This window comes from Streptococcus mitis, from assembly GCF_023110375.1.
Lineage (GTDB): Bacteria > Bacillota > Bacilli > Lactobacillales > Streptococcaceae > Streptococcus > Streptococcus mitis_CI.
In genome coordinates, this window is sequence record NZ_JALDVV010000002.1 from 164,565 (window position 1) to 188,899 (window position 24,335).

The window sequence follows — 24,335 nt, forward strand, 5'->3', positions numbered from 1 at the left end:
GTCGCTTATTATTCTAACCATTATGCTGTTTTCGTAAGTAAGAATAAAGTCTGAGAATCACTGTTCCGCTAGCCATTCCAATGGAAATCACCAAAGCCAACATAACAACCAAGGTTGCACTAGCAATGGCATGACTGTAATCTCCTGTCACAAAAAAGGCAGTTGTCCGATAGGAAAGATAACCCGGAACCAGAGGTGCCAAGATGGCCAAGATAAAGACCACAGCAGGTGTCTTATAAAGAATACTTAAAATCTGGCTGACACAAGAACCGATAATGGCTGCAATAAAAGTAGCCACAATAACATTGGTCGGTTCCTTGAGCAAGAGATAGATTAGCCAGACAGCCATGCCCAAAATCCCTCCAGGTAAGAGCATAGAGCGTTGCACATTGAGTACGATTAAAAAAGTGATAATAGCAAGAAGACTTGCCACTGCTTGTAATAAAAAGGTTGTTAGTGTCATATTAGTTCATCAATACCAAGGCGACAGAAGTTCCTGCCCCTAAAGCAAGGGTAATGAGCAGAGATTCAAACATCTTACTCATACCAGAGTTTATGTGGTTAGTCATAATATCACGGACCGCATTAGTCAAGGCAATTCCTGGTACAAACGGCATGACCGCACCAGCTATAATCAAATCTGCTGTTGAAGGAAAGCCTGTATAGCTAGCCCAAAACTGGGCTATCATCCCAAAGACAAAGGCTCCAGCAAAGGCTGTCACAAAGGGAATTCGGATAAACTTCTCTACATAGAGGGAAAAGGCAAAACCAAATAAGGTAGCTACTCCTGCCCCAAGTGCGTCGTAGATATTTCCACTAAACATAATTGAAAAGAAAGGGGCGCTAAAGGTCGCAGCCAAAGTTACCTGCAACTTAGTATAAGGAAGGGGCTGGGCTTGCAAGGCCGTCAATTGCTTGAAGGCCGTCTCTAAATCAATCTGCCCCCCTACCAACTGACGAGAAATCTGGTTCACATCGCAGACTTTTTCGATGTTATAAGAAGAGGAAGTCACGCGTTTCATTCGCGAAATATTGGTATTTTCAATGGAGAAAAAGATAGCGGCAGGCATGGCAAGAACATTGCAATCCACAATCCCCTGCGAATGCGCAATACGGATCATGGTATCTTCTACACGATGAATCTCTGAGCCACTTTTGAGAAGAATGGTTCCAGCTAACATAATCACATCGATGACGGCATTTAATTCTCTTGATTCTTCCATGCGTTCCTCCTTTTATCAACTCCTTCTATTCTATCACAAATCCGGACTCAAAAAAAATCTTTGCCATGAAATCATGACAAAGATTCGTTTAATCACGAGAATTTTCGTGGTTTCCTTCACTATTTGGTTGATTCGGAGTAGGAACCGTTCCTTGTTGATTTCCTTGCTGGCCACCTTGTTGATTCCCTTGATTTGGAGTAGTAGGTGAACCTTGGTTACCACGTTGAACTGACGTTGAAGAGGAACTTGATGGTGGTATTTTGGGTTTATAAATCGAAATTTTAATACGTGTGCTGGCTAAATCAATTTTTCCACCCGCTTTTGGAGTCTGATCCACAACATTTCCTTCTGCTGTTCCTTCAGGAGCGGTTGACACTTCAACAACTTCAATATTAGCCTCTTTCACCCCAACAATTTGAATCAAATTATTTTTAGTGAATTCAAGACTTGAGCCGATATAACCCGGCATGGTTACACTAGTTACCTTTTTAGCAACTGTTAAAACAATCGTACTAGCCTTTGATAAGTCATACGTAGTTCCTGCTGCTGGTGTTTGTCTTAGAACCGTTCCTGGTTCACTTTCGCTAGATTCTTCCTCTTCCATCTTAATGAGATTTTCAGGAACCTTCTTATCCTTAAGTTCAGCTACGACATCCGTATACTTGCGTCCGACGTAATTGCTCAATTGGAAAGATTGCTTACCAGAAGAAACAATCAAATTGACCTTAGTTCCTTCTTTTCGGCCGCTACCAGCTTCTGGATCTGTACGGATAATCCGCCCTTCTTCCACCTTTTCACTAGCCTCTGATTTCTCCTCACCAATCTCAAAATTGGCTTTCTTGAGCGTTTCCTTAGCCTCCGCAACTGTCTGACCTGCCACATCTGGAATAGCAATGGTTGCAGGAGTTCTGGACAATATCCAAATCAGAGAGGCTGCCACCAATAGAATGCTGGCCAACAAAATCATATAACGAACTCTAAATTTCCGTTTCTTAACAGGCTTGGTTGCGTAATTGTCTTCTGAAGCCTGCTGACTAGGTTTCACAATCTGTGGCTTCGGACTTTGTGTTTGCACCTTAGGAATTGAGGTCAATGTGCTCTGGGATACTTTTGGTAGAGTCTTGGTATCCGCCTTAGTAGTATCGTCAAAGACTAACTTTGGCTCATTGCGACGATTGTAAGACAAGCTACTGGACAAGTCCACATACATCTCTGCAACTGACTGATAACGATCTGTCAATTTCTTGGCAGTTGCCTTGATAACAACATTCTCCAAAGCCTGAGGTACAGATGGATTTTCAGCTATAACCGATGGCAGTGGTTTCTGGAAATGCTGGAGGGCGATGGTCACCGCACTATCCCCGTCATAAGGGATATGACCTGTCAGCATCTCATAGAAAATAATCCCCATGGCATAGATATCACTCTGTACAGTAGCCTTAGAACCACGCGCCTGCTCTGGCGATAAATAATGAACTGAACCCAGCATCGAGTTAGTCTGAGTTAGACTCGTCTCAGCAAAGGCTACTGCAATCCCAAAGTCTGTTACTTTGGCAGTCCCATCTGGTGTCAAGAGGATATTTTGAGGTTTCAAGTCCCTGTGAACAATTCCTCGAGTATGGGCCAAACGCATGGCTAGGAGTATTTGTCCCATAATGCGGACGGCTTCTTCATTAGAAAGAGGATAGTGTTCCTTGATATAGCGTTTGAGGTCTAGCCCAGCAACATACTCCATTGCAAGATACTGTTGACCGTCTTCCTCACCAATATCTGTTATCCGAACGATATGAGGATGGTCCAGATCTGCCATGGCTCTCGCTTCCCGCTGAAAACGAGCCACTGCAATAGGATCTGTTTGGTAGTTGGTCCTCAGGACCTTCACTGCCACTTCTTCACCGTCCAAAATCAAATCCTTGGCCAAATAGACATCTGCCATGCCTCCTCGACCAATTTGTTTGATAATCCGATACCGCCCGGCAAAAATCTTGCCGATTTGGATCATTCTGTTGCCTCCTCATTAACAGCAATAAGGGCAACTGTGATATTGTCTAAACCACCTGCATTGTTGGCAAAACGAATCAAGGTTGCTGCCTTATCTGCCAAAGAAATATCGCTGGTTACAATATCAGAAATCTCACTGCCTGAAATCATATTTGTCAAGCCATCACTATTGAGTAAGAGATAGTCTCCCGGCTCAAGGGTGATCATTCCAAAATCAGGCTGAATTTCATCTTTTTGACCGATTGATTGGGTAATAATATTTTTCTGTGGGTGGCTAGCTGCTTCTTCAGGTGTCAATTGACCTGCCTTGAGCAATTCATTGACTAAAGAATGGTCGCTCGTTAACTGGTGGTATTCTTCTCCACGAATCAAACCGATACGAGAATCTCCGATGTGAGCATAAATAGCCTGATTATCAATAATGGCTACAGCCTCAAGGGTTGTTCCCATTCCTTTATAGGCTTCATTTTGTCCCAATTGGTTAATCCTTTGATTTTCAATCTCAAGGTTGTTAGCAAACCATTCACGTACTTCATTAACTGTATCGATTTGAGTATCTACCCAAGCTACACCTAGGTCTGTTACCGCCATTTCACTAGCGATATTCCCTGCGCGATGACCTCCCATACCATCAGCTAGGATAATCATGGTACGTCCAGCTCTATTGACATAGTGGTTGACATAGTCTTGGTTATTTGTTCGTTTCTGACCAACATCTGTTAATAATGAAATTTCCATGTGTTAGTTCCTTCCTAATCCGATATCTTGCGAAATTGACTGATGAAGAATCCATCACTTCCATACAATTCAGGTGTGATGAGGATACAGCCATCTTTCATGATATCCTTACATTCATGTTCTAGTGTTACTTGCTCAAATTCAGGATGACTTTCTAAAAATGCCTGTACGACTTGAAAGTTCTCCTCTGAGACAATAGTACAGGTACTATAAGTTATTATACCACCTTTGCGTAGTGTTTGACAAACACTACCTAATATTTCTAGCTGAATTTCCTGCAAGGACGCGAAATCTGCCGTTTCTTTATTGTATTTGATATCTGGTTTGCGGCGCAGAAGACCAATTCCTGAACAGGGAGCATCTACCAAAATCTTATCAAATGAATCCTGACCAAAAAACTCATGTACCTTTCTGGCATCCAATTTTTGCCTTTGAATCCGATCTGCAACTCCTAAACGTTGGGCATTTTCTTGGATTAAGTCCAACTTGTGATCGTAAAGGTCCAAAGCCGTAACCTGACCTGTCGTTAGATAAGAGGCTATATGGGCTGTTTTCCCACCTGGAGCCGCACAGGCATCTAGAACCTGCTCACCACCTTGTAAATCAAGAGTGGGAGCAACCAGCTGACTAGACTCGTCTTGGATAGTAATAGCACCCTCTGAAAATAGGTCATGGCCTGCAAAATGCCCCTGCTCCTTGACGAGACCAGAAACAGACAAAGGTGAATCACTAGCCTCCAACAAGGCTTGAATTTCCTCTTTTCGGCTTAAATCAGTCACTCGGATACTAGCCTTGTTGCGCACCAAAAGACTTTCAAAAATAGCTTGTGCTCGCTCTTCGCCGTACTCTTCTTTGAGCTTGGCAACTAGCCAAACCGGGAGAGAATAGGCAATGGAGTCACGCTTATTTTTTCGTTTGATGCTGTTGATATCTGGCCAGCCTTCACGTAGAATACGACGAAGGACGGCGTTGACCAATTTTTCACTGCCTTTTTTACGGACTTTGGCCAATTCTACTGCTTCATTGACCACAGCATGGTCTGGAATCTTGTTCAAATAGCGGAGCTGGTAGGCACTCATGAGAAGAAGGACATAAAGCCAACTATCTAACTGGTCTCTGTCTTCGATAAAGTGGGATAGGTACCATTCCAGAGTCAGTTTACGGGCTACCGTTCCATAGACCAGCTCGGTCACCAAGCCCTTGTCCGCTGCTGAAAGTTGACTTCCCTTGAGATGCTTATTTAAGGCGATATTTGAGTATGCTTGATTGATAAAAACATCCTCTAATACTGCTAGGGCTAAACTTCTAGCCGTTCCTACTTTAGTCACCAAATCGTTCTCCTACAGTCAATGTACGTCCAACTCCATTGAGGAAGGAAGCAATGTCCATCTTAGGTTTACCAGCCGGCTGCACTTGTTTGAGGGATAGAGCCCCTTCTGCCGTTGCGACAATCAATTCTTTCTTACCAATAGATAGGATCTCACCTGGATTTCCCTGACCTTCTACTGCTAGAGCTTCATAAATCTTAAAGCGGTCGCCCTTAAGGAAAGTATGGGCAACAGGCCACGGATTCATTCCACGGATTTGGTTAAAGAGTTGACGATTGGTTTTATTCCAGTCCAGTTTTTCTTCTTCTGGCTTGATATTTGGCGAGAAAGTAACCTGACTTGGATCCTGCGGTTCAGGTTTGATGTCACCAGCAATGTAGGCAGGCAAAGTATCCAAAAGCAAATCACGACCAACAAGAGCTAATTTCTCAAACAAGGTGCCAACATTGTCCTCATCAGTGATAGGAATACTGCGACGAGAAATCATATCTCCTGCATCCATTTCCTTAACCATTTCCATAATGGTCACACCAGCTTCCTCATCCCCTCGAATCAAGGCATAATGGATTGGCGCTCCACCACGATGTTTAGGAAGAAGAGAAGCGTGAACGTTGACAGCAAAGTCCATGCTATCAAGGAGTTTACTTGGGAGAAACTGCCCAAAAGCAGCAGTCACAATTCCATCTGCTCCTAAATTCATAATAGCTTCCATCTCTGGACTTCCAGATAATTTTTCAGGTTGGTAGATAGGAAGTCCTGCCTCTTTGGCAGCTTGTTTAACTGGGGTTTCCTGGATCACTTTTTTACGTCCGACAGCACGGTCTGGCTGGGTCACAACGGCTAGAATTTCGTAACGGTCATCTGTCAAAAGCCCTTTTAAGACTGTTGCTGAAAAGTCGGGGGTCCCCATAAAGATTAATTTTGTCATATCTTCTCCTTTTTATAAAAATTGCTGTGGCTCATGGTCAATGCTGAGACGAAGCTCACTATTTTCCCTTTCTTGAGTCAAGGCTAAGACCTGGTTGAGGGTCTTTCCTAGCTCATCTTCTAAACGGTATTTAATTAAAATCTGGTAATGATAGAGGTTGTGGGTACGAGCAATCGGTTTTGGCGTTGGCCCGAGAATGTGACTGGTATCTGACAAGCCTGACCGCAAAATGTTCATAACTTCATAGGCACGTTTGACCACCTCTTCTTCCTTCTTGTGAGAAAGGGTAATACCAATGGTGAAATAGTAAGGTGGATAGCCTAGTTGACGTCTGATTCCCATTTCATAGGCATAAAAGCCTTCATAATCCTGATCCTTGGCAAATCGAATAGCATAGTGCTGCGGATTATAGGACTGAATCAAAACCTGACCAGCTTTTTCAGCACGACCTGCCCGGCCTGCTACCTGAGTCAAGAGCTGGAAGGTTCTCTCAGAAGAACGGAAATCAGGCAGATTTAAGGCTGTATCTGCATTGAGAACTCCTACTAGGGTCACATTGGGAAAATCCAAGCCCTTGGCAATCATCTGTGTCCCCAGCAAGATATCCGCTTCTCCTCGCCCAAACTGATCAAGCAGAGCTTGATGACTTCCTTTCTTGCGCGTCGTATCTACATCCATCCGCAGAATGCGGGCTTGAGGGAAGAATTCTGCTAGTTCATCGTAAGCTTTCTGAGTTCCCGTCCCATAGTAACGAATGCTGCGACTCTTACAGTTAGGACAGACCTGAGGGATATCCTTGGAGAAACCGCAATAATGGCAATTCATAGTCTTGGTATCCATGTGCAAGGTTAGAGAAATGTCACAGTTGGGACAAGTATCCACAGTCCCACACTCTCTACACATAACAAAGCTAGAATAACCACGGCGGTTTAGCATGAGAACTACCTGCTCTTTTTTAGCCAGACGGTCCTGAATAGCTTCTAGCAAAGGAGGCGTAAAGTTTGACGTCTCATTTTGTCCAATATAGTCCCGAAAATCAATCACTTGAACCTCAGGAATCGTAGCTAAAGGATTGGCACGTTGGGTCAGACGTAAGTGTTGATAGACGCCTTTTCCAGCCCGAGCACGGCTCTCTAAGCTCGGTGTCGCAGACCCAAGTACCAGAGCTGCTTGATTGTACTGAGCCCTTAAAATAGCAACCTCTCTGGCATGGTAACGAGGATTACTATCCTGCTTATAAGTCGCTTCATGCTCCTCATCAATTATCATGACACCCAGATTTTTCAGAGGAGCAAAGATGGCCGATCTGGCACCAACCACAACTTGGGCATCGCCGCGTTCCACCTTGCGCCATTCATCATACTTTTCACCATTGGACAGGCCTGAGTGAAGAATGGCCACTTTCTCACCAAATCGAGCAATAAAACGCTCCGTCATCTGAGGAGTCAAGGAAATCTCAGGCACCAGCAAAATAGCTGTCTTGCCCTTATCCAAGGCTCCTTGGATAATCTGCAAGTAAACTTCTGTCTTCCCACTTCCTGTAATCCCTTGAAGGAGGAAGGGAGGCTGAAGACTGCCAATAGCACTCACAACAGCATCTCGCGCCTGTCTTTGCTCAGGATTTAATTCCAAAGGCTGACTTGCCTCAATGCCTTCAAAATAAGCAGCCGAGCGTTGAACTTCCTTTTGGATTATGGTAACAACACCTTGTTTCACAAAGAAGTTGACTTGCTCCCGTGAGTAGGACTCTAACAAACTAGCCAAGGAAGCACTCTCAGGATGAGACAGCAAATAGTCTCTCAGTTCTAACTTTTTTTTGGCGCGTGTAGAAATCTCTACACTTTCTAATTGAGCAAGGTCTACCTTATACCAAGACTGGGTCTTGACCTTCTTTTGATCGACTGCTTGATACTCCAGACCAAGCAGGCCTTTTCTAGTCAAACGCATCATTTCAGCTTGCTTACCTAAATCCAGAGAAGAAAAGGCAAGCGAATCCTCTGAACCAAACAGACGCTCTCGGTCTTCCTGACTCAGACCTTCCAGAGGATAGAGAATCTTGTCATAGCTGGAGTTCAGAAATCCTGGCAACATAGCCTTGAGGATAGAGATTTTGTAAGAAAATACAGATTTGCGGAGCTCCTCAGCCAGCCAGATTTGCTCTTGAGTGAGAACAGGAGAAAAATCCAGCACCTCAGCAATATCTTTTAAATCTTGCTCCATCTCTTCCTCATTTGATTGAGACTCCAAACCAAGAACAATTCCTTGAATCAGGCGATTCCCCTTACCAAAGGGCACATGGACCCTCATCCCAACTTCCAGCATTCCCTCAAATTCCTCAGGAATCCTGTAACTATAGGGCTGATCCGTCTGCATCAAGGGCACATCTACAATAATCTTGGCTATAGCCATCCTCTCACCTCCTCCTTGTCAGTACATTCTTGCAATAGAAAAAATAAGATTGAGTCCCCCCAACCTTAAATTTTTTCACCATCTTCTTTTTCTTTAGCGATTTGCTCTTTGATTTTCTTTTCTTCTTCTTCTTTGCGGCGTTTCTCTTCTTCGATACGGCGACGCACTGCTTCACGTTTTCCTTCTGGATCTGGGTGAATCGTAACGTTTCCTGATTCGATTTCTTCTAAAGCGCGAAGAGTTGATTTTTCAGATTTGAAACCTTGAGTTGCTGGCGCACCTGCTTCTAATTCGTGGGCACGTTTTGCTTCCAAGATTACGAGTGAATATTTTGATGGAACCTTGTCGAGCAAGGTATCAATAGAGGGTTTTAACATCATTTGCTTGTACCTATTTTCTAAATTTTATCGGGTAGTTGGAGATTTTGGTAACATCTCCTGATAGTGACCAATGACACGATCCACACGGAAGTGCTCTGCTTCGATAACACGTTTGACACGCTCAGCAGCTAGGGGCACCTGATCGTTGACAATCGCATAATCATACTCACGCATAAGGGCAATTTCTTCCTTGGCTTTCTCGATTCGTTGGGCAATCACTTCTGCACTGTCTGTTCCACGACCTACTAAACGATCTTGCAATTCATCCAAATCTGGTGGTGTCAGGAAGATAAAGACAGCATCTGGAACCTTTTTCTTGACCTGAAGAGCGCCTTGAACTTCAATTTCAAGGAAAACATCGATTCCCTTGTCCAAGGTTTCGTTGACATAGGTCAGAGGAGTTCCATAGTAGTTGCCGACATATTCTGCGTATTCCAACATCTGTCCTTGACGAATCAGCTCTTCAAACTCTTCACGAGTACGGAAGAAATAGTCAACACCGTCCACTTCTCCAGGACGTTGTGCGCGTGTCGTCATCGATACAGAGTATTGAAATTGGTTTTCAGAACTCTCAAAAATCTCTCTTCTAACCGTTCCTTTTCCAACCCCTGAAGGACCAGAAAAAACGATTAGTAAGCCTCGGTCTGCCATTGTGTCTCCTTTTAGTCAGTCTGTGAAATAACATTTCTAGAATAATGGCAAAAAGCCAGATTATCCTTTACAGTCTTTCTATCTAGTGTAACAAAAAAGCAGTAATTTTTCAACTGCTCTTTCTTATTTATTTAGCATAATCTACTGCACGAAGCTCGCGAATCACGGTTACCTTGATATTTCCAGGGTAATCGAGATTGTTTTCAATTTTCTCACGAACTTTGTGAGCCAAGATTGTGACTTTGTCGTCTTTGATTTGTCCTGGATTGACCATGATGCGGATTTCACGTCCTGCTTGAAGGGCAAAGCTATTCTGTACTCCTTCAAAGCCGTTCGCAATTTCTTCCAAATCATGAAGACGTTTGATGTAGCTTTCAAGAGACTCACTACGAGCACCCGGACGGGCAGCGCTCAAAGCATCTGCTGCAGCAACAATCACTGCAATGACGCTTTCGGCTTCGACATCACCGTGGTGGCTAGCAATTGTATTCACCACAACTGGATGTTCCTTGTACTTACGAGCCAATTCCATACCGATTTCAACGTGGCTACCTTCAACCTCACGGTCAATGGCTTTTCCGATATCGTGAAGGAACCCTGCACGACGAGCAAGAGCCGCATTTTCACCAAGTTCGCTCGCCATGATACCAGCTAACTTAGCAACCTCAATCGAATGACGTAAGACATTTTGTCCATATGAAGTACGGAACTGCAAGCGACCCATGATTTTCATCAAGTCTGGATGAAGGTTTGGTGCCCCAATTTCATAGGCAGCAGCCTCACCGTATTCACGAATCTTATTGTCAATCTCTTGACGGTTTTTCTCAACCAACTCTTCGATACGAGCTGGGTGGATACGACCATCCTTGAGCAACATTTCCATAGTCATACGGGCAATTTCACGACGAATCGGGTCAAAACCTGATAAGGTCACCACTTCTGGTGTATCGTCGATAATCACATCGACCCCTGTCAAACTTTCAAAGGTACGAATGTTACGACCTTCACGACCAATAATGCGTCCCTTCATAGTATCGTCTGGCAGGTGAACCGTTGAGTTTGTTGACTCCGCCACATATTCACCAGCGATACGTTGCATGGCTTGAACCAAGATGTCCTTGGCCATTTTGTCAGAACGTTCCTTGACCTCTTGCTCAGCTTCACGAATGCGGCTAGCAATCTCCTTGGTCAAGTTTTCCTCTGTCTGAGCCAAGATAATATCTCGTGCTTCTGCCTGAGACAGGGCACCAATACGCTCTAGCTCTGCTTCTTTTTGTCTTTCGACTTCCTCTAATTGCTCTTCACGCGCATCAAGGTTTTTCGCTCTATCAGAAATACTTTGTTCTTTTTGTTCAAGTGTTTGTTCTTTACTCGTCAAATTGTCGTCCTTACGGTCAAGGCTAGTAGCTCTCTCTGTCAAACGACTTTCGATTTGTTTGAGTTCTTGACGTTCTGATTTGAATTCAGCGTCCACTTCTTCACGGTATTTTCTGGCTTCTTCTTTGGCCTCCAATAGTGCTTCTTTTTTAAGAGACTTGCTTTCACGTTTAGCTTCATTAACAAGTAAATCCGCTTCACGTTCAGCTTGTCCACGTAAATTAGTTGCTTCTTGTTCAGCATTTAAAAGCATCAACTCTGCAGCTTCCTGAGATGATTTCATCTTGGCTGAGATGCTGACATATCCAATGACTAAACCAATGATGACGGCAAAAACAGCAATCGCAAGCGACATGATTTCCATGTTTTTACCTCATTTTATTGTTATTCCGAATGACATACATTCTTTTACATTCTACCATAAAAAAGTGATTTTCACAAACCTAAAATAGAATATGTTTTGGGGAAATTGGAACACATTCACAAAAATAAAATTGTTATTTAGAAATAGTAGTTTAGTAGAGACTTGAGAAAAAGCCTACTTTTCAGTAGACTTAGTTTATTTCTATTCTAATCGGTACTCTTCCAAAATTCTGCTCTGCTATACTTGGATTTCCCAGTTGGTAAATCTGGTCTGCCTTTTGGGTCATAGCATCCCAAGGTTCTTTGCCAATTCGGCTGACTAGATCGACCTGCCCTTTCAAAGACTTGAGATGTTGCCTGCCTTTTTCAGTAAAGCCAAGAACATGGATGCCTTCTGGCAAGTCACTTTCTCTAGCCTGCACCAAGATATAGGTCAAAAGGCGTCTGACACGCGCCTTGGTGTAACGTTTGGTCGCAACCGCCTCAATCAAGTCTTCCACAGACTGGACTGTCTTGATGGTCTCTTTAATGCGCACAGCCATTTCTTGATTGACCTGATAGATGGTGGTTATGTCGGGATTTGACAAGATTTGATAGCGGAGCAAAGGAAAATAGTCTTCCCAGCTCACTTTACTGGTCTGCTCAAATAGGGCAACAGAAGGCATAAATCGTTCTAAGAAATCTTTGTCCCTTTGGTGCTGACGGAGGGCTGTCGCCGAGGCGAAGTCCACATCCTGGTCCACAGAATGGTAACCAGCCCCCTGACGCTGAATCGGATACAGCTTGATATTTCGTCCCGCAACCGCCTTGGCATAGGCCAAAGCAAGAACATGATTGGGTGTATGGCCTGAAAAATCAAGACCAGCAAATTCCTTCCACATGGCTTGGGTTTTCTGGGGATAGGAGAGAGAATCAGGCAGATTTTCCACAAAATTCTCCATCTCTCTACCTTGCTCTGCGTATAAGTCAGCGATTTTTTGATAATCCAGAACTTCTTCTGTTCCAAAAGCGAGGCTATCAATACCCAACCGAGCCAAGATATCCACAGCCCCTTGGCCGAAGAAATCCGCCGCCTGAACACTGACTAAAAATGGCAATTCCACTACCAGATCCGCTCCATTTTCCAGCGCCATCTGGGCTCGTGTCCACTTATCCACGATAGCAGGCTCTCCACGCTGCATGAAATTCCCTGACATGGCAACGATTTTCAGTCCCTCAGCCTGATTTAGCAGGTACTTATGCCCATTATGAAAGGGATTAAACTCCGCGATAATACCTGTGATGGTCATGATAATCTCCTACTTCTGCGCGACAAAAAACCAACGGGTGCTAGTTTCTGTAGGCTCTTTGTCCTCAAAGTCCGCATAAAGTTTGAAGGACTTGAAACCAGCCTGTTCCAGCAAAATATCATAGGTCAGGACCTCATAAGTCCGCTCCTCATGCACTTCATCGTGGCGACTAAAGGAACCGTCAGCCTCCTTGATAAAAAAGGTCAACTCATGCACGATGGAGTGAGGTGCTTCGTCCTCGTAGGTATCCCAGAGCATGGCGAAATCTTCCGCATTTTCATGGTAGGAATAGCCTGGAAAAACTTCATCTGTCTGGTAGGTGGAATGCACATCAAAGATAAAGACACCATCATCATTGAGGGCATTATAAACTTCTTTGAAAACATCCCCCACTTCCACTTCATCCTGCATGTAGCAGATAGAGTCCGAATAACACGTGACAAAGTCGAATTTCCCTGCCTTGGATAAATCCAGCATATTGCCTTCAATAAAATCAATCTTTTGCTTGGCCGAAGCCGCTCTCTTTTCAGCAATCTTCAACATATCCCCACTCAAGTCAAGTCCAGTCACATCAAAACCAGCCTGAGAGAAGCGCACAGATTGAATTCCTGTCCCACAAGCCAGCTCCAAGAGTTTCTTTCTCTCCTTGTTTTTAGGCAAGTGACGCAGAGAAAAATCCGTCCATTTGTCATATAAACTATCGTCCATCACAGCATCGTAAACAGCCGCAAAGGTTTCATAAGTTGCCATAATCATGATACCAAGAGCTCCATGGTAAACACTACTAGCCCTATACCTTTCTATCCATTTTTTCTAAAATAAGCAAAGAAACCCAGTTGACTGCAACTGAGTTCGTCTTCTAAGCAAGAGTTTCAGATAAATCTACTGAATCCGCCTCATGCCATAGTTTTTCTAGGTTATAGTGGGCACGCATTTCTTCTGAAAAGACATGCACAACGACAGCACCAAGGTCCAGCAAGACCCAACCTCCAGCTGCGTCGCCTTCGACATGACTGCCTTTAAATCCTGCTTCCGCTACTTTTTCACGGATATTATCAGCGATAGTATCCAACTGACGGCTATTCATAGAGCTAGTGATCACAAAGTAGTCTGTCACACTGGTCAATTCTTGTACGTCAAGTGCGAGAATATCCTCCGCACGTTTCTCATCAGCCGCTTTCACGACTAGTTCTAGTAATTCTTTTTCGTTCATTTAGTCCTCTTTCTAGAAAATATGCTTGTAATCTAGGACATCTGCAAAGCGCCCCTCCCAAATGCCCTCATAAAATTCATTTATCGTTTCTGCTGGAATGTCTTTCCCATCAAACGTTGTGCAAGTTCCTTCTGGAATAATAAGCTGATAGCCATATTCAAAGGCAACCTTGACAGAGGTATCCACACAATATTCTGTCTGCATACCACATAAAACTAATTTTTCAATCCCCTGTTTATCCAAGTATTCTTTTAAACCAGTTTCTTTGAAAATACTGTTATACTTCTTCTGAAAGACCTTTTCATTAGGTTTTCGACTTAAAAGCTCAGATAACTGCCAATCTTCTGATGTTTGAGCTTCAGCGTTCTCAATATGTTGAACATAGACAATTTCAATATTCTTGCTTCTAGCCTGGTTTTGTAAATAAGAAATTTTTTCCAATAGACTATTTGTCTGAAAACCAGTTTCCACTAAAATATTCTGAACATCAATGATTATAAAAGCCGTCTTCATTTAGTCCTCTTTCAAATAGTGCACAAAGGCGTTATAGGTTTCAAGGGTTTGGGGATAGATAGAGAATCCCTGATGAGCTAGATGCTCCACGGTACGAGCTGTTTCGTAGGCCACCGCCTTATTAAGCGATAAACTTGCAATCTCACGTGCCACATCTACTCCAGGAAAGGCTCGATTATGCTCGGTATAGTCTGCGACGTAGATGACCTTATCAAGATCTGTCATCTGATCCGCCCCAACTGTATGGATTTCAATGGCTCGCAGAATTTCTGAATCATGTAAATCCAAATCTTCCTGAATTTTGTAAATTCCGACCATCCCATGCCAGACATTATTGCCCCAGTTTTTGAGGTTAGGGTCTAGCTGATAACGGTCAATCAAATTCAGAAATTCCTGATCTGACAACTTTTTAGCATAGTCATGAAGGAGACCTGCTAGACCGGCTTTCTCAGTATCCACACCAAATCGCTGGGCCAGTTCTATGGCTGCACGCTCTACTCCCAAGCAATGGGTTAAACGTTTTTCAGGTAGAAGCTCTGCCATTTTTTCCAACAAAGCCTCACGAGAGCAGTTGATATAGTCTTGATAGGGCATCAGTAGAGCCCCTCCTTCTCGATGTAGTCTAGCACAGGCTGAGGCAAGAGAAAGTTGGGTTTCCGACCTTGGTCAAGGAAGTCCCGCACCATGCTAGACGAAATATCCATGAGAGGCACATCCACCCAGATAACGGGATAGGAAGTCCCTGCCTTGTAGCGTGGGCGCTGAACCCCTACAAACTGAACCATGTCGACCAGCTCATCAATTCGGTACCACTTAGGCAGATAGTCCACCATATCGGCACCGATGATAAAGTAATAATCCGTATCTGGATTCTTCTCTGTTAAAATCTTCATAGTGTCGTAGGTATAGGAAATGCCCTTGCGCTCCAACTCAATAGTTTCAATGTCCAGACCTTCAATCCCCTCAATCGCCAACTCAAGCATCTTGAGACGATGGTGTTCAGGAATGGTTTCTTTTTTATCTACGTGAGGAGGTTGGTATTCAGGCATAAGCAGAACTTGATCTAGTCCCAACTGCTGACGCACTTGATCCGCAACAATGAGATGGGCATTGTGAACAGGGTTAAAATTCCCCCCTAAAATCCCGACTTGTTTGCGTTTTTTCTCCTTGATTTCTGGCTCCAACTCTACCTTGGTAAAGGGAGTCAATAGTTCGATTGCCATAGGCTAGTCTCCTTTATTTCTCTGTAAAAACAGTTGTTTGGAGTTTCAGTCTTAGATTTCTTTGACTTTCTTAGAAATCTTGCGATTTTCTTTCTTGCTGGATTGTTTAAACAAGATTAAGATTCGTCCGATTTTTTGGACTGTATCCACACCGATTTCTTCTTCCAAAATTTCAGCTACTTCGTGGATATTTTCATCGGTGTTTTGCAAAAGAGTAACCTTAATCAATTCGCGTGCGTCAAGTGCCTGACGAACGCTGGTTTTGATTTGGTCGTTAAGTCCATTTTTACCGATTTGGATGATGGGTTTGAGGGTGTGTGCCTGACTGTTGAGGAAGGCACGTTGTTTTGATGTTAATGACATAATTTCTTCCTTGTTTTTTTGATAGTTATTTTAGGTGGTGAGGGACGGTCGGAACTAATTTTTCAAAGATCTCATCTTTGAAAAATGGATTTCCTGACCTCACAATTGAGCCTAGGTCTCAATTATGCCCCTTACCAATCTAACGATTGGCAATCACACCACGGCAATAACTATCTTTTTATGAGCTCACTTTGTTCGCTCAGTGATTTCATTTTAAATAATTGCTTTTCGTGTGACGACTGCGACGCCTTCTGGTGCCCAGACGGCGACTTTTGCTGTGCCTGTTACGCGAATCCAGCCTAGGCCTGAGATAACTAGGTCTGTCTTGTCCTTGATGGTAAATACATGTTGGACTAGTTTTGGAAAATCTTCTTTTTCCTTGCTATTTGGTGGTGTCAGAAGGGTTCCTACATGCTTGTCATAGAAAGCACTAGCTCCTTCAAGCTTGGTTCGGTGGAGTTTGAGTTCATTATCAAAGAAGGCTGTGAATCCTTGCTTTTCACCCGCAATGAAGTCAAAGCGTCCGAGACCGCCTAGAAACAGTGTTTGTTCAGGATTGAGCTGATAGGTTTTGGGTTTAATTTCCTTTTTAGGGCTGACATACTTGAGGTTTTTAGCCGTCAAGTAGTGAGCCATCTGGTGGCGGTGGATAATTCCCGGCGTATCGTAGATATAAGAACCGTCGTCAAGCGGAATCTCAATTTTGTCCAAGGTTGTCCCTGGGAAGCGCGAAGTCGTGATGACATTCTGATCACCCGTGATTTCTTGAATGATGGCATTGATGAGGGTTGATTTTCCAACGTTTGTCACGCCAACAACATAGACATCACGGCCCTTACGGTAGTGTTCGATTTTGTCAATGACTTCCTTAATAGCATGTTTATTTTGTGCCGAAGTTAGGACGACATCGACTGGACGAAGACCTTCTTCGTGGGCACGTTCCATGAGCCACTGGCTAATCTTGCCTGGTTTAACAGACTTGGGTAGAATATCTTTTTTATTTCCCACTAAGAGGACATCATTACCCGATACAAAACGTGGTAAGCCTGGGATGACAGAGCCATTAAAATCAAAGATATCAATGACATTGACCACTAAGGCATCACTGTCTCCCACCTCGTGCAAGAGCTTGAGGAAATCATCGTCCGTCAACTGGACATCCGTGATTTCATTGTAGTGGCGGAGACGGAAACAGCGTTGGCAATAGACTTCGCCAGTTTCCAAACCTTTTTCGAGTGCCGACTGGGGGGTAAAACCAAGACCAGCCTTGTCTGTCGTCTGAATGGTTGCTCCACAACCAATACAGAGAATTTCTTCCATAATTAAATTCCTTTTTTATATGTAATCGGTCCGTACGTTTCAGTGATTTTTCGCTTCACACGGCGCTCACGAGCTCGATTAATCTGCGTTTTGATTGAGTCATGTTGGACCAAGGGTTTGACTAAAATCGAGCGAATGCCTGCACGGTGGGCTGCTCGTATATCTGTCATGAGCTGGTCGCCAACCATGACCACTTCACTTTTCTCATAATGAAATTCCTTCATGGCACGGTCAATCCCAAATGTGAAGGGCTTCAGAGCCCAATAAACGTAGTCAATCCCAAACTTCTCAACTGCTCGTTGGACGCGTTTTTTAGTGTTATTTGATACCACAATAATGCGAATGCCCGCGTCCCGAAGATCATGTAGCCATTGCTTCATCTCTGGCGTCCCGTCAGGGTTGTTCCAAGCAATGAGGGTATTGTCCAAATCGACCAAAACAGCCTTGATTCCATGCGCCTGCAGGCTTGGGACTGTCAGATCATAGACTGCTTCCACAGCAAAGTCTGGCATGTAGTTTTCAATCACCATTTTGGCTCCTTTTCTTTTATTTTCTAGTAATTTTCTTCAGCCATTGAGATAAGGCCACCCATAAAATCAAGCTAGTCATTAAGATATAAATCCAAGCATTTGGCTCTTCTGTAAATGGTAGAGGAACATTCATTCCGAAGAAACCTGTAATAACCGCAAGTACTGCTAGTAAGACGGAGATAATAGTCAAAATTGACAAACTATCATTCAAGTTATTGTTTAGGATGTTGTTGTAAGAAGCTGAGAGTTGTTGCAAGACTTGAGAAATCAAGTCTGTCATAGACACCAACTGATGGGCTTCAATCATGGCATCATCAAACTGCTCTCGTTCGACATCATTAAATCTCCGATAAAGAGCATGGCCCTGGATATGTTCCAAGAGGAGTCGATTTTGTTTTGCTGCTGCTGTCAAGTAAACCATACCAGTCTCCAAGTCAGAGAGGGCGAAGAGATTTTTCTTTGTTGTAGTTTGACGTAGCAAGGCACTAATTTCGTCCTTACTTTTATCCATCTCTTCAATGACAGGATAATAAGCGTTACTGATAATCTCTAAACCAGCAAAGAGAAACTTGTAAATAGAAAGCGACTCATGGCTATCCAGATAAGCTGACATCTGATCAATGACATAAGCATTCTTATGGTTGCTGATGGTAATCATTCGTTGTCTTTCGACGATAAAGGTCATGGGAATCGCTTCATAATATTCTTTGTCTTTTTCTAAATCAAGAACATTATAAATAAAGGTTACCGTCTCCGTTTCACGGTTATAATCCATATGAGCTCGTTCATTTCTATCCAGAGCATACTCAATGGTTTCCTTGTCCAATCCATAGATGTCAGAAAGATCTTCCATATTTTTAATCTTATCCACATCAAGGTCTATCCAGGTACAACCATTGCCCAACTGCTTTTCTAAAACCATCTTTTCTCCTTTATTAAACTCTTTCTATTGTACCACAAATTACTTAAAATAACAGGTCTAGTCTGTGCGTGAGAAATTGCTGACGACGGTGATATTCCGATTGGGAACGAAGTGCAGAACCTGATCTTCTCCTCTGAGTTGCGTTGTTCGAATGCCGACACTGACAACCTTGCCCGATACGGTAATAGGACCATTTGTCAAAACGACCTCATCTCCCACATCCAGTTGACGTTCAAAGAGGATGAAAAAGCCATTGATGACATCAGATAGAAAGCCTTGGGCTCCCATCCCAATAGCCACCCCAGCAATCCCAGCCCCTGCCAGCAAACTAGAAACTGGCAAGCCCAAAATAGACAAGATACAGTAAAGTAAAAAGAAATAGAGGGTATAATTAAACACATTCTCTAATAAACGTGAGATGGTTTTCTGACGCCCGACATCGTGGCGAGACATTTTTAGAGAAGGTTTGACAATTCTCTGCACCATGGTATGAAGTAGTTTCTTAGCTATATAGAATAGCAAAAATAGAAATAACAGAGAAATTAACTTGGTTAAGATATTCTCAATAATCGTTGTTATATCAAGCTTATTGAGATAGGTTTGAAAAAATTCTTGCATAGAAAACTCCTTTCATTTATTATACCATACTTTCACAAGTGATGAATCTCCATAAATATTCAAAAATAATAGCCAAAATAGACAGAAAATTCTTGATTTTAGCTCATATTTATACTATAATCATAAACATTACACAACAAAGGAGATTGTTATGAAAAAAATCATTCATGCTTGGAATAAGGCAAGCCTGATCAAACGCATTTTGATTGGTATGCTTTGTGGAGGTATCCTAGGACTGACACTTCCTAACATTTCAGGAATTGGCCTGCTCGGAGATCTCTTTGTTGGTGGCCTCAAAGCCATCGCACCGATTTTAGTCTTTGCCCTCGTTGCCAATGCCCTTTCCCAACATAAAAAGGGGCAAGATAGCAACATGAAAACGGTTATCTTCCTTTACTTGGTAGGGACCTTTGCAGCGGCACTTGTTGCTGTCCTAGCAAGCTTTATTGTTCCTGTTGAAATTACCTTAAATAGTGCCAATACAGAAATCGCACCACCAGATGGGATTGGTCAGGTCCTCAGCAACCTCTTGCTCAAACTAGTCGATAATCCAGTCAATGCCCTTGTCACTGCCAACTACATCGGTATCCTATCTTGGGCAGTGATTTTCGGGATTGCTATGAGAGAAGCCAGCAAAAATAGTAAAGAATTGCTGAAAACTATGGCTGATGTGACTTCTAAGATTGTCGAATGGATCATCAATCTAGCTCCATTTGGTATCCTTGGTCTTGTCTTCAAAACCATCTCTGATAAGGGAATCGGAAGCCTAGCTAACTACGGAATCTTGCTTGCCCTCTTGGTGACAACTATGTTCTTTGTCGCTCTGGTTGTCAATCCATTGATTGCCTTCCTCTTTATGAAGAGAAACCCTTATCCCCTCGTTTGGAAATGTTTGCGTGTCAGCGGTGTTACAGCCTTCTTCACTCGTAGTTCTGCGGCTAACATCCCTGTCAATATGAAACTTTGCCACGACCTCGGTCTGGATCCAGATACCTATTCTGTTTCTATCCCACTTGGTTCTACTATCAACATGGCAGGGGCAGCGATTACTATTAACGTTTTAACCCTTGCTGCAGTAAATACTCTTGGAATCCCTGTTGACTTTGCCACAGCCTTTGTCCTCAGTGTAGTAGCAGCAATCTCAGCCTGTGGTGCTTCTGGTATTGCCGGAGGATCCCTCCTTCTTATCCCAGTTGCTTGTAGCCTTTTTGGTATTTCTAACGATATTGCCATGCAAGTTGTTGGGGTTGGATTTGTGATTGGGGTCATCCAAGACTCATGTGAAACAGCCCTTAACTCTTCAACAGATGTCCTCTTTACTGCTGTTGCCGAATACGCAGCAGCCCGTAAAAAATAACTCATAAAGACAAGCCTGCTCAGGTCTTGTCTTTTCCGCTTTTATTATAACTTACTAGGAAATCCTTATGTCTATTAGCCAACGTACGACTAAGCTCATCTTAGCTACCTGTCTTGCCTGCCTTCTTGCTTACTTTCTCAATCTCTCCTCAGCTGTCTCGGCTGGAATAATCGCCCTCTTGAGCCTATCCGATACCCGTAGAAGTACCTTAAAACTGGCCCGAAATCGCCTCTTTTCCATGCTTCTAGCTTTGGTTATCGGAGTTCTGGCTTTTCACTTGAGCGGATTTCATATCTGGAGCCTCGGCCTCTATCTAGCCCTCTATGTGCCTCTAGCCTACAAGATGGGCTGGGAAATTGGCATCACACCAAGTAGCGTTTTGGTTAGCCATCTCTTGGTGCAAGAGTCAACCTCTCCAGACCTCCTAGTCAATGAATTCCTTCTCTTTGCTATCGGTACAGGATTTGCCTTACTGGTTAATCTCTACATGCCTTCACGAGAAGAGGAAATTCATCACTACCACACATTGGTAGAAGAAAAGTTAAAAGATATTCTCCAGCGCTTCAAATATTATTTATCCAGAGGGGATGGACGCAACCGAGCACAGTTAGTTGAAGAATTGGACACCCTTTTGGAAGAAGCCCTCAGACTGGTCTATTTGGATCACTCTGACCACCTCTTTCACCAGACTGATTACCATATCCACTACTTTGAGATGAGACAGCGACAAAGTCGTATCCTGCGAAACATGGCCCAGCACATCAACACCTGTCACCTAGCTGCCAGTGAGAGCCTGATTTTGGCCCAACTCTTTTCAAAAATTGCAGCTCAACTGAGCCAGACCAATCCTGCTTCTGATTTGCTAGATGAAATTGAACGCTATCTGGAAGTCTTCCGGAACCGTAGTCTACCCAAGACAAGAGAAGAATTTGAAACCCGCGCCACCCTTCTTCAACTCCTACGTGAAGCCAAAACCTTCATACAAGTAAAAGTTGACTTTTACCAAAAATATGGACAGTAATACTCTTCGAAAATCTCTTCAAACTACGTCAGCTTTACCTTGCCGTAGGTATGGTTACTGACTTCGTCAGTCTTATCTACAACCTCAAAACAGTGTTTTGAGCTGACTTCATCAGTCTTATCTACAACCTCAAAACTGTATTTTGAGCAGCCTGCGGCTAGCTTCCTAGTTTGCTCTTTGAGTTTCATTGAGTATAAAAAAGAAAACTTCAGACCAATCACAAAAAGTGACTATCTGAAGTTTTCTTTTATTTGTAAGTTAGCACCATAAAGGTTAATAGTAGAACGAATAAGGCTTAATATTCAACATCTTTTTATAGAATGCTGAGATAAAATACTGCAAACTTTGCAGTATTATTATCCACTACACGGAGTTTGGCAAATCGATTCTATTTGCCAAACGTAGTTAGTAAGGCAGTTAGCTAGTTCGCCAAATAGCGACTAGCGTCCAACAATTAGGAACTTTAGTTCCAATTGTTGGTACTGAGTTACATTTTTTCTTCCAACTCTACATCTGGATACTTGTCCGCAAACCAACGGAGGGCAAAGTCATTTTCAAAGAGAAAGACTGGTTGGTCGAAACGGTCTTTGGCCAAGATATTTCTGCTTGAGGACATGCGTTCATCCAAGTCCTCAGGTTTGATCCAGCGAACGGTCTTTTTACCCATTGGGCTCATGACTACTTCCGCATTGTACTCGCCTTCCATACGATGCTTGAAGACTTCAAACTGGAGTTGGCCGACAGCACCCAGCATATACTCGCCTGTTTGGTAATTCTTATAAAGCTGAATGGCTCCTTCTTGCACCAATTGCTCGATTCCCTTGTGGAAGGATTTTTGCTTCATGACATTCTTGGCAGAAACTTTCATGAAAATCTCAGGTGTAAAGGTTGGCAGTGGTTCAAATTCAAATTTGTTTTTTCCAACCGTCAAGGTATCCCCAACCTGATAAGTACCTGTATCGTAAACCCCGATGATATCTCCTGCCACGGCATTAGTCACATTCTCACGACTTTCCGCCATAAACTGGGTAACATTAGACAGTTTAGCACCCTTACCAGTACGAGGCAAGTTGACACTCATACCACGTTCAAATTCACCCGATACGATACGTACAAAGGCAATACGGTCACGGTGTCGAGGGTCCATGTTGGCTTGGATTTTAAAGACAAATCCTGAGAAGTCCTTGTCGTAAGGATCCACAATTTCTCCATCTGTTTTCTTGTGCCCATGTGGTTCTGGAGCAAACTTAAGGAAGGTCTCAAGGAAGGTCTGCACACCAAAGTTTGTCAAAGCTGAACCGAAGAAGACTGGTGTCAATTCTCCATCCAGAATAGCTTCCTCTGAAAACTCATTACCAGCTTCATTTAAAAGTTCAATATCATCCTTGACTTGCTCGTAGAAAGGATTGCTACCAAAGAGTTTGTCCCCATCTTCTAGACTAGCAAAACGCTCATCCCCTTTATAGAGCTCCAAGCGTTGGTTATAGAGATCATACAAGCCTTCAAAGGCTTTCCCCATCCCAATTGGCCAGTTCATCGGGTAGCTAGCAATGCCCAATACTTCTTCCAATTCTTGCAAGAGGTCCAGTGGCTCACGTCCGTCACGGTCTAGCTTGTTCATAAAGGTAAAGACTGGAATACCACGGTGTTTGACAACCTCAAATAATTTCTTGGTTTGAGCCTCAATACCCTTGGCAGAGTCCACGACCATGACCGCAGCATCCACCGCCATCAAGGTACGATAGGTATCTTCTGAGAAGTCCTCATGCCCTGGCGTGTCGAGGATATTCACGCGCTTACCATCGTAGTCAAACTGCATCACAGATGAGGTCACCGAAATCCCACGTTGCTTCTCGATATCCATCCAGTCAGACTTGGCAAAAGTCCCTGTTTTCTTTCCTTTAACCGTACCAGCTTCACGAATCTCGCCCCCAAAGTAGAGCAACTGCTCCGTGATGGTTGTTTTCCCTGCGTCCGGGTGGGAGATGATGGCAAAAGTACGACGTTTCTTAATTTCTTCTTGAATATTCATAAGTTCTCTTTCTTTGATTTTCTATTTTTAGTTATTTCAATAGCTAAGAATGATTTTACATTGGATTTTACCATTCCTTTCAACACTCCATTATATCGGATTTTAGCATTTTTTTCAATTTCTATTTTATATCAGACACTGCTAAAGTAGAACAATTCCCCTTGCAATTTTTCAAATAAATGTTACAATAAATATAGAAAAAGGTGTTGCGACAACAACACCCCACAGAGCCGTTTAAGACGGTGGCTGTAATTACATAACTAAAAAATAGCTCGTTAACTCGCCAAAGTTAGGACGGCTATTTTTTTGTCTCTTTTACCAATTCAAGGATGAACCTTAGGAGCGTGATAACAAAGTTACCAGCTACAAACATGAGTGTCAAAGCCTCAAAAGGGGACAAATCTGGTTACTCCTTTCTACTAAGATTTTACAGGTTCTGCACATAAGCATCACCATCCTTTCGATTTTGTAACCACCGTCTTCACTTCTCTGTTAAACTATTGTACCATATATTTTCCCCTTTGAAATCCGCTTTT

25 protein-coding genes are annotated in these 24,335 nt (G+C 43.2%); 2 read left to right on the plus strand and 23 right to left on the minus strand.

Annotation, left to right across the window (positions count from 1 at the left end; genetic code table 11):
* Positions 1-13: 13 nt before the first annotated feature.
* The 21 genes from M1G12_RS02920 to M1G12_RS03020 form a co-directional block, all read right to left on the minus strand.
* Positions 14-463: a threonine/serine exporter family protein gene (locus M1G12_RS02920; protein WP_033686494.1), complete on the minus strand. Its 450-nt coding sequence runs from the start codon at positions 461-463 to the stop codon at positions 14-16.
* A 1-nt stretch (position 464) separates the two neighbouring features.
* A complete protein-coding gene (locus M1G12_RS02925) occupies positions 465-1,223 on the minus strand; it encodes a threonine/serine exporter family protein (RefSeq protein ID WP_049516265.1) in 759 nt (252 codons plus the stop codon).
* Positions 1,224-1,311: 88 nt separating this feature from the next.
* On the minus strand, positions 1,312-3,225 hold the full coding sequence (gene pknB / locus M1G12_RS02930; RefSeq protein ID WP_049516263.1) for a Stk1 family PASTA domain-containing Ser/Thr kinase: 1,914 nt from the start codon (positions 3,223-3,225) through the stop codon (positions 1,312-1,314).
* Positions 3,222-3,962 (minus strand): Stp1/IreP family PP2C-type Ser/Thr phosphatase, encoded by a 741-nt coding sequence (locus M1G12_RS02935; protein ID WP_033685450.1) that lies wholly within the window; start codon positions 3,960-3,962, stop codon positions 3,222-3,224. The genes pknB and M1G12_RS02935 overlap by 4 nt, the downstream gene beginning before the upstream one ends.
* Positions 3,963-3,976: 14 nt before the next feature.
* Positions 3,977-5,290, minus strand: coding sequence for a 16S rRNA (cytosine(967)-C(5))-methyltransferase RsmB (gene rsmB, locus M1G12_RS02940; RefSeq protein WP_237447267.1), 1,314 nt, complete (start codon positions 5,288-5,290; stop codon positions 3,977-3,979).
* The gene (gene fmt, locus M1G12_RS02945; RefSeq protein ID WP_049516261.1) at positions 5,283-6,218 is read right to left on the minus strand and encodes a methionyl-tRNA formyltransferase; all 936 of its coding nucleotides are present in this window, start codon (positions 6,216-6,218) and stop codon (positions 5,283-5,285) included. The genes rsmB and fmt overlap by 8 nt, the downstream gene beginning before the upstream one ends.
* Positions 6,219-6,230: 12 nt before the next feature.
* Positions 6,231-8,627 (minus strand): primosomal protein N', encoded by a 2,397-nt coding sequence (locus M1G12_RS02950; protein WP_247949392.1) that lies wholly within the window; start codon positions 8,625-8,627, stop codon positions 6,231-6,233.
* A gap of 65 nt (positions 8,628-8,692) precedes the next feature.
* Entirely contained in the window at positions 8,693-9,007 is a 315-nt protein-coding gene (rpoZ, locus tag M1G12_RS02955) for a DNA-directed RNA polymerase subunit omega (protein WP_000979235.1), read from the minus strand.
* Positions 9,008-9,031: 24 nt separating this feature from the next.
* Positions 9,032-9,658: a guanylate kinase gene (gene gmk, locus M1G12_RS02960; RefSeq protein WP_000775041.1), complete on the minus strand. Its 627-nt coding sequence runs from the start codon at positions 9,656-9,658 to the stop codon at positions 9,032-9,034.
* Positions 9,659-9,785: 127 nt separating this feature from the next.
* Entirely contained in the window at positions 9,786-11,399 is a 1,614-nt protein-coding gene (locus tag M1G12_RS02965; RefSeq protein ID WP_000404934.1) for a ribonuclease Y, read from the minus strand.
* 190 nt (positions 11,400-11,589) lie between these two features.
* Positions 11,590-12,687, minus strand: a complete 1,098-nt coding sequence (locus tag M1G12_RS02970) for a nucleotidyltransferase (RefSeq protein ID WP_247949393.1) — start codon at positions 12,685-12,687, stop codon at positions 11,590-11,592.
* A 9-nt stretch (positions 12,688-12,696) separates the two neighbouring features.
* Positions 12,697-13,437, minus strand: coding sequence for a class I SAM-dependent DNA methyltransferase (locus M1G12_RS02975; RefSeq protein WP_031236921.1), 741 nt, complete (start codon positions 13,435-13,437; stop codon positions 12,697-12,699).
* Positions 13,438-13,546: 109 nt separating this feature from the next.
* Positions 13,547-13,900: a ribosome silencing factor gene (rsfS, locus tag M1G12_RS02980; protein ID WP_001003032.1), complete on the minus strand. Its 354-nt coding sequence runs from the start codon at positions 13,898-13,900 to the stop codon at positions 13,547-13,549.
* A 12-nt stretch (positions 13,901-13,912) separates the two neighbouring features.
* Positions 13,913-14,413, minus strand: a complete 501-nt coding sequence (locus tag M1G12_RS02985; protein ID WP_004255420.1) for a cysteine hydrolase family protein — start codon at positions 14,411-14,413, stop codon at positions 13,913-13,915.
* Positions 14,414-15,007, minus strand: coding sequence for a bis(5'-nucleosyl)-tetraphosphatase (symmetrical) YqeK (gene yqeK / locus M1G12_RS02990; RefSeq protein WP_247949394.1), 594 nt, complete (start codon positions 15,005-15,007; stop codon positions 14,414-14,416).
* The gene (locus M1G12_RS02995) at positions 15,007-15,636 is read right to left on the minus strand and encodes a nicotinate-nucleotide adenylyltransferase (RefSeq protein ID WP_247949395.1); all 630 of its coding nucleotides are present in this window, start codon (positions 15,634-15,636) and stop codon (positions 15,007-15,009) included. The genes yqeK and M1G12_RS02995 overlap by 1 nt, the downstream gene beginning before the upstream one ends.
* Positions 15,637-15,687: 51 nt before the next feature.
* Positions 15,688-15,999: a ribosome assembly RNA-binding protein YhbY gene (yhbY, locus tag M1G12_RS03000; protein ID WP_000060169.1), complete on the minus strand. Its 312-nt coding sequence runs from the start codon at positions 15,997-15,999 to the stop codon at positions 15,688-15,690.
* A gap of 213 nt (positions 16,000-16,212) precedes the next feature.
* Positions 16,213-17,319 carry a ribosome biogenesis GTPase YqeH gene (yqeH, locus tag M1G12_RS03005; RefSeq protein WP_020901601.1) on the minus strand — a complete coding sequence of 369 codons (1,107 nt, stop codon included), beginning with the start codon at positions 17,317-17,319 and terminating at the stop codon, positions 16,213-16,215.
* Positions 17,320-17,321: 2 nt separating this feature from the next.
* Positions 17,322-17,849 carry a YqeG family HAD IIIA-type phosphatase gene (locus tag M1G12_RS03010; RefSeq protein ID WP_049500248.1) on the minus strand — a complete coding sequence of 176 codons (528 nt, stop codon included), beginning with the start codon at positions 17,847-17,849 and terminating at the stop codon, positions 17,322-17,324.
* Positions 17,850-17,865: 16 nt separating this feature from the next.
* On the minus strand, positions 17,866-18,771 hold the full coding sequence (locus tag M1G12_RS03015; RefSeq protein ID WP_000242267.1) for a magnesium transporter CorA family protein: 906 nt from the start codon (positions 18,769-18,771) through the stop codon (positions 17,866-17,868).
* Between the two features lie 57 nt (positions 18,772-18,828).
* Entirely contained in the window at positions 18,829-19,389 is a 561-nt protein-coding gene (locus M1G12_RS03020) for a mechanosensitive ion channel family protein (RefSeq protein WP_045604804.1), read from the minus strand.
* A gap of 151 nt (positions 19,390-19,540) precedes the next feature.
* Here M1G12_RS03020 and sstT point away from each other — a divergent pair, with 151 nt between their 5' ends.
* Entirely contained in the window at positions 19,541-20,746 is a 1,206-nt protein-coding gene (gene sstT / locus M1G12_RS03025; RefSeq protein ID WP_247949396.1) for a serine/threonine transporter SstT, read from the plus strand.
* A 67-nt stretch (positions 20,747-20,813) separates the two neighbouring features.
* Positions 20,814-21,767: an aromatic acid exporter family protein gene (locus M1G12_RS03030; protein ID WP_023946543.1), complete on the plus strand. Its 954-nt coding sequence runs from the start codon at positions 20,814-20,816 to the stop codon at positions 21,765-21,767.
* A 487-nt stretch (positions 21,768-22,254) separates the two neighbouring features.
* Here the strand turns inward: M1G12_RS03030 and M1G12_RS03035 are convergent, their stop codons facing one another.
* Positions 22,255-23,799 (minus strand): peptide chain release factor 3, encoded by a 1,545-nt coding sequence (locus M1G12_RS03035; RefSeq protein ID WP_125851457.1) that lies wholly within the window; start codon positions 23,797-23,799, stop codon positions 22,255-22,257.
* A gap of 298 nt (positions 23,800-24,097) precedes the next feature.
* On the minus strand, positions 24,098-24,172 hold the full coding sequence (locus M1G12_RS03040) for a hypothetical protein (protein WP_229294538.1): 75 nt from the start codon (positions 24,170-24,172) through the stop codon (positions 24,098-24,100).
* Positions 24,173-24,335: the final 163 nt, after the last annotated feature.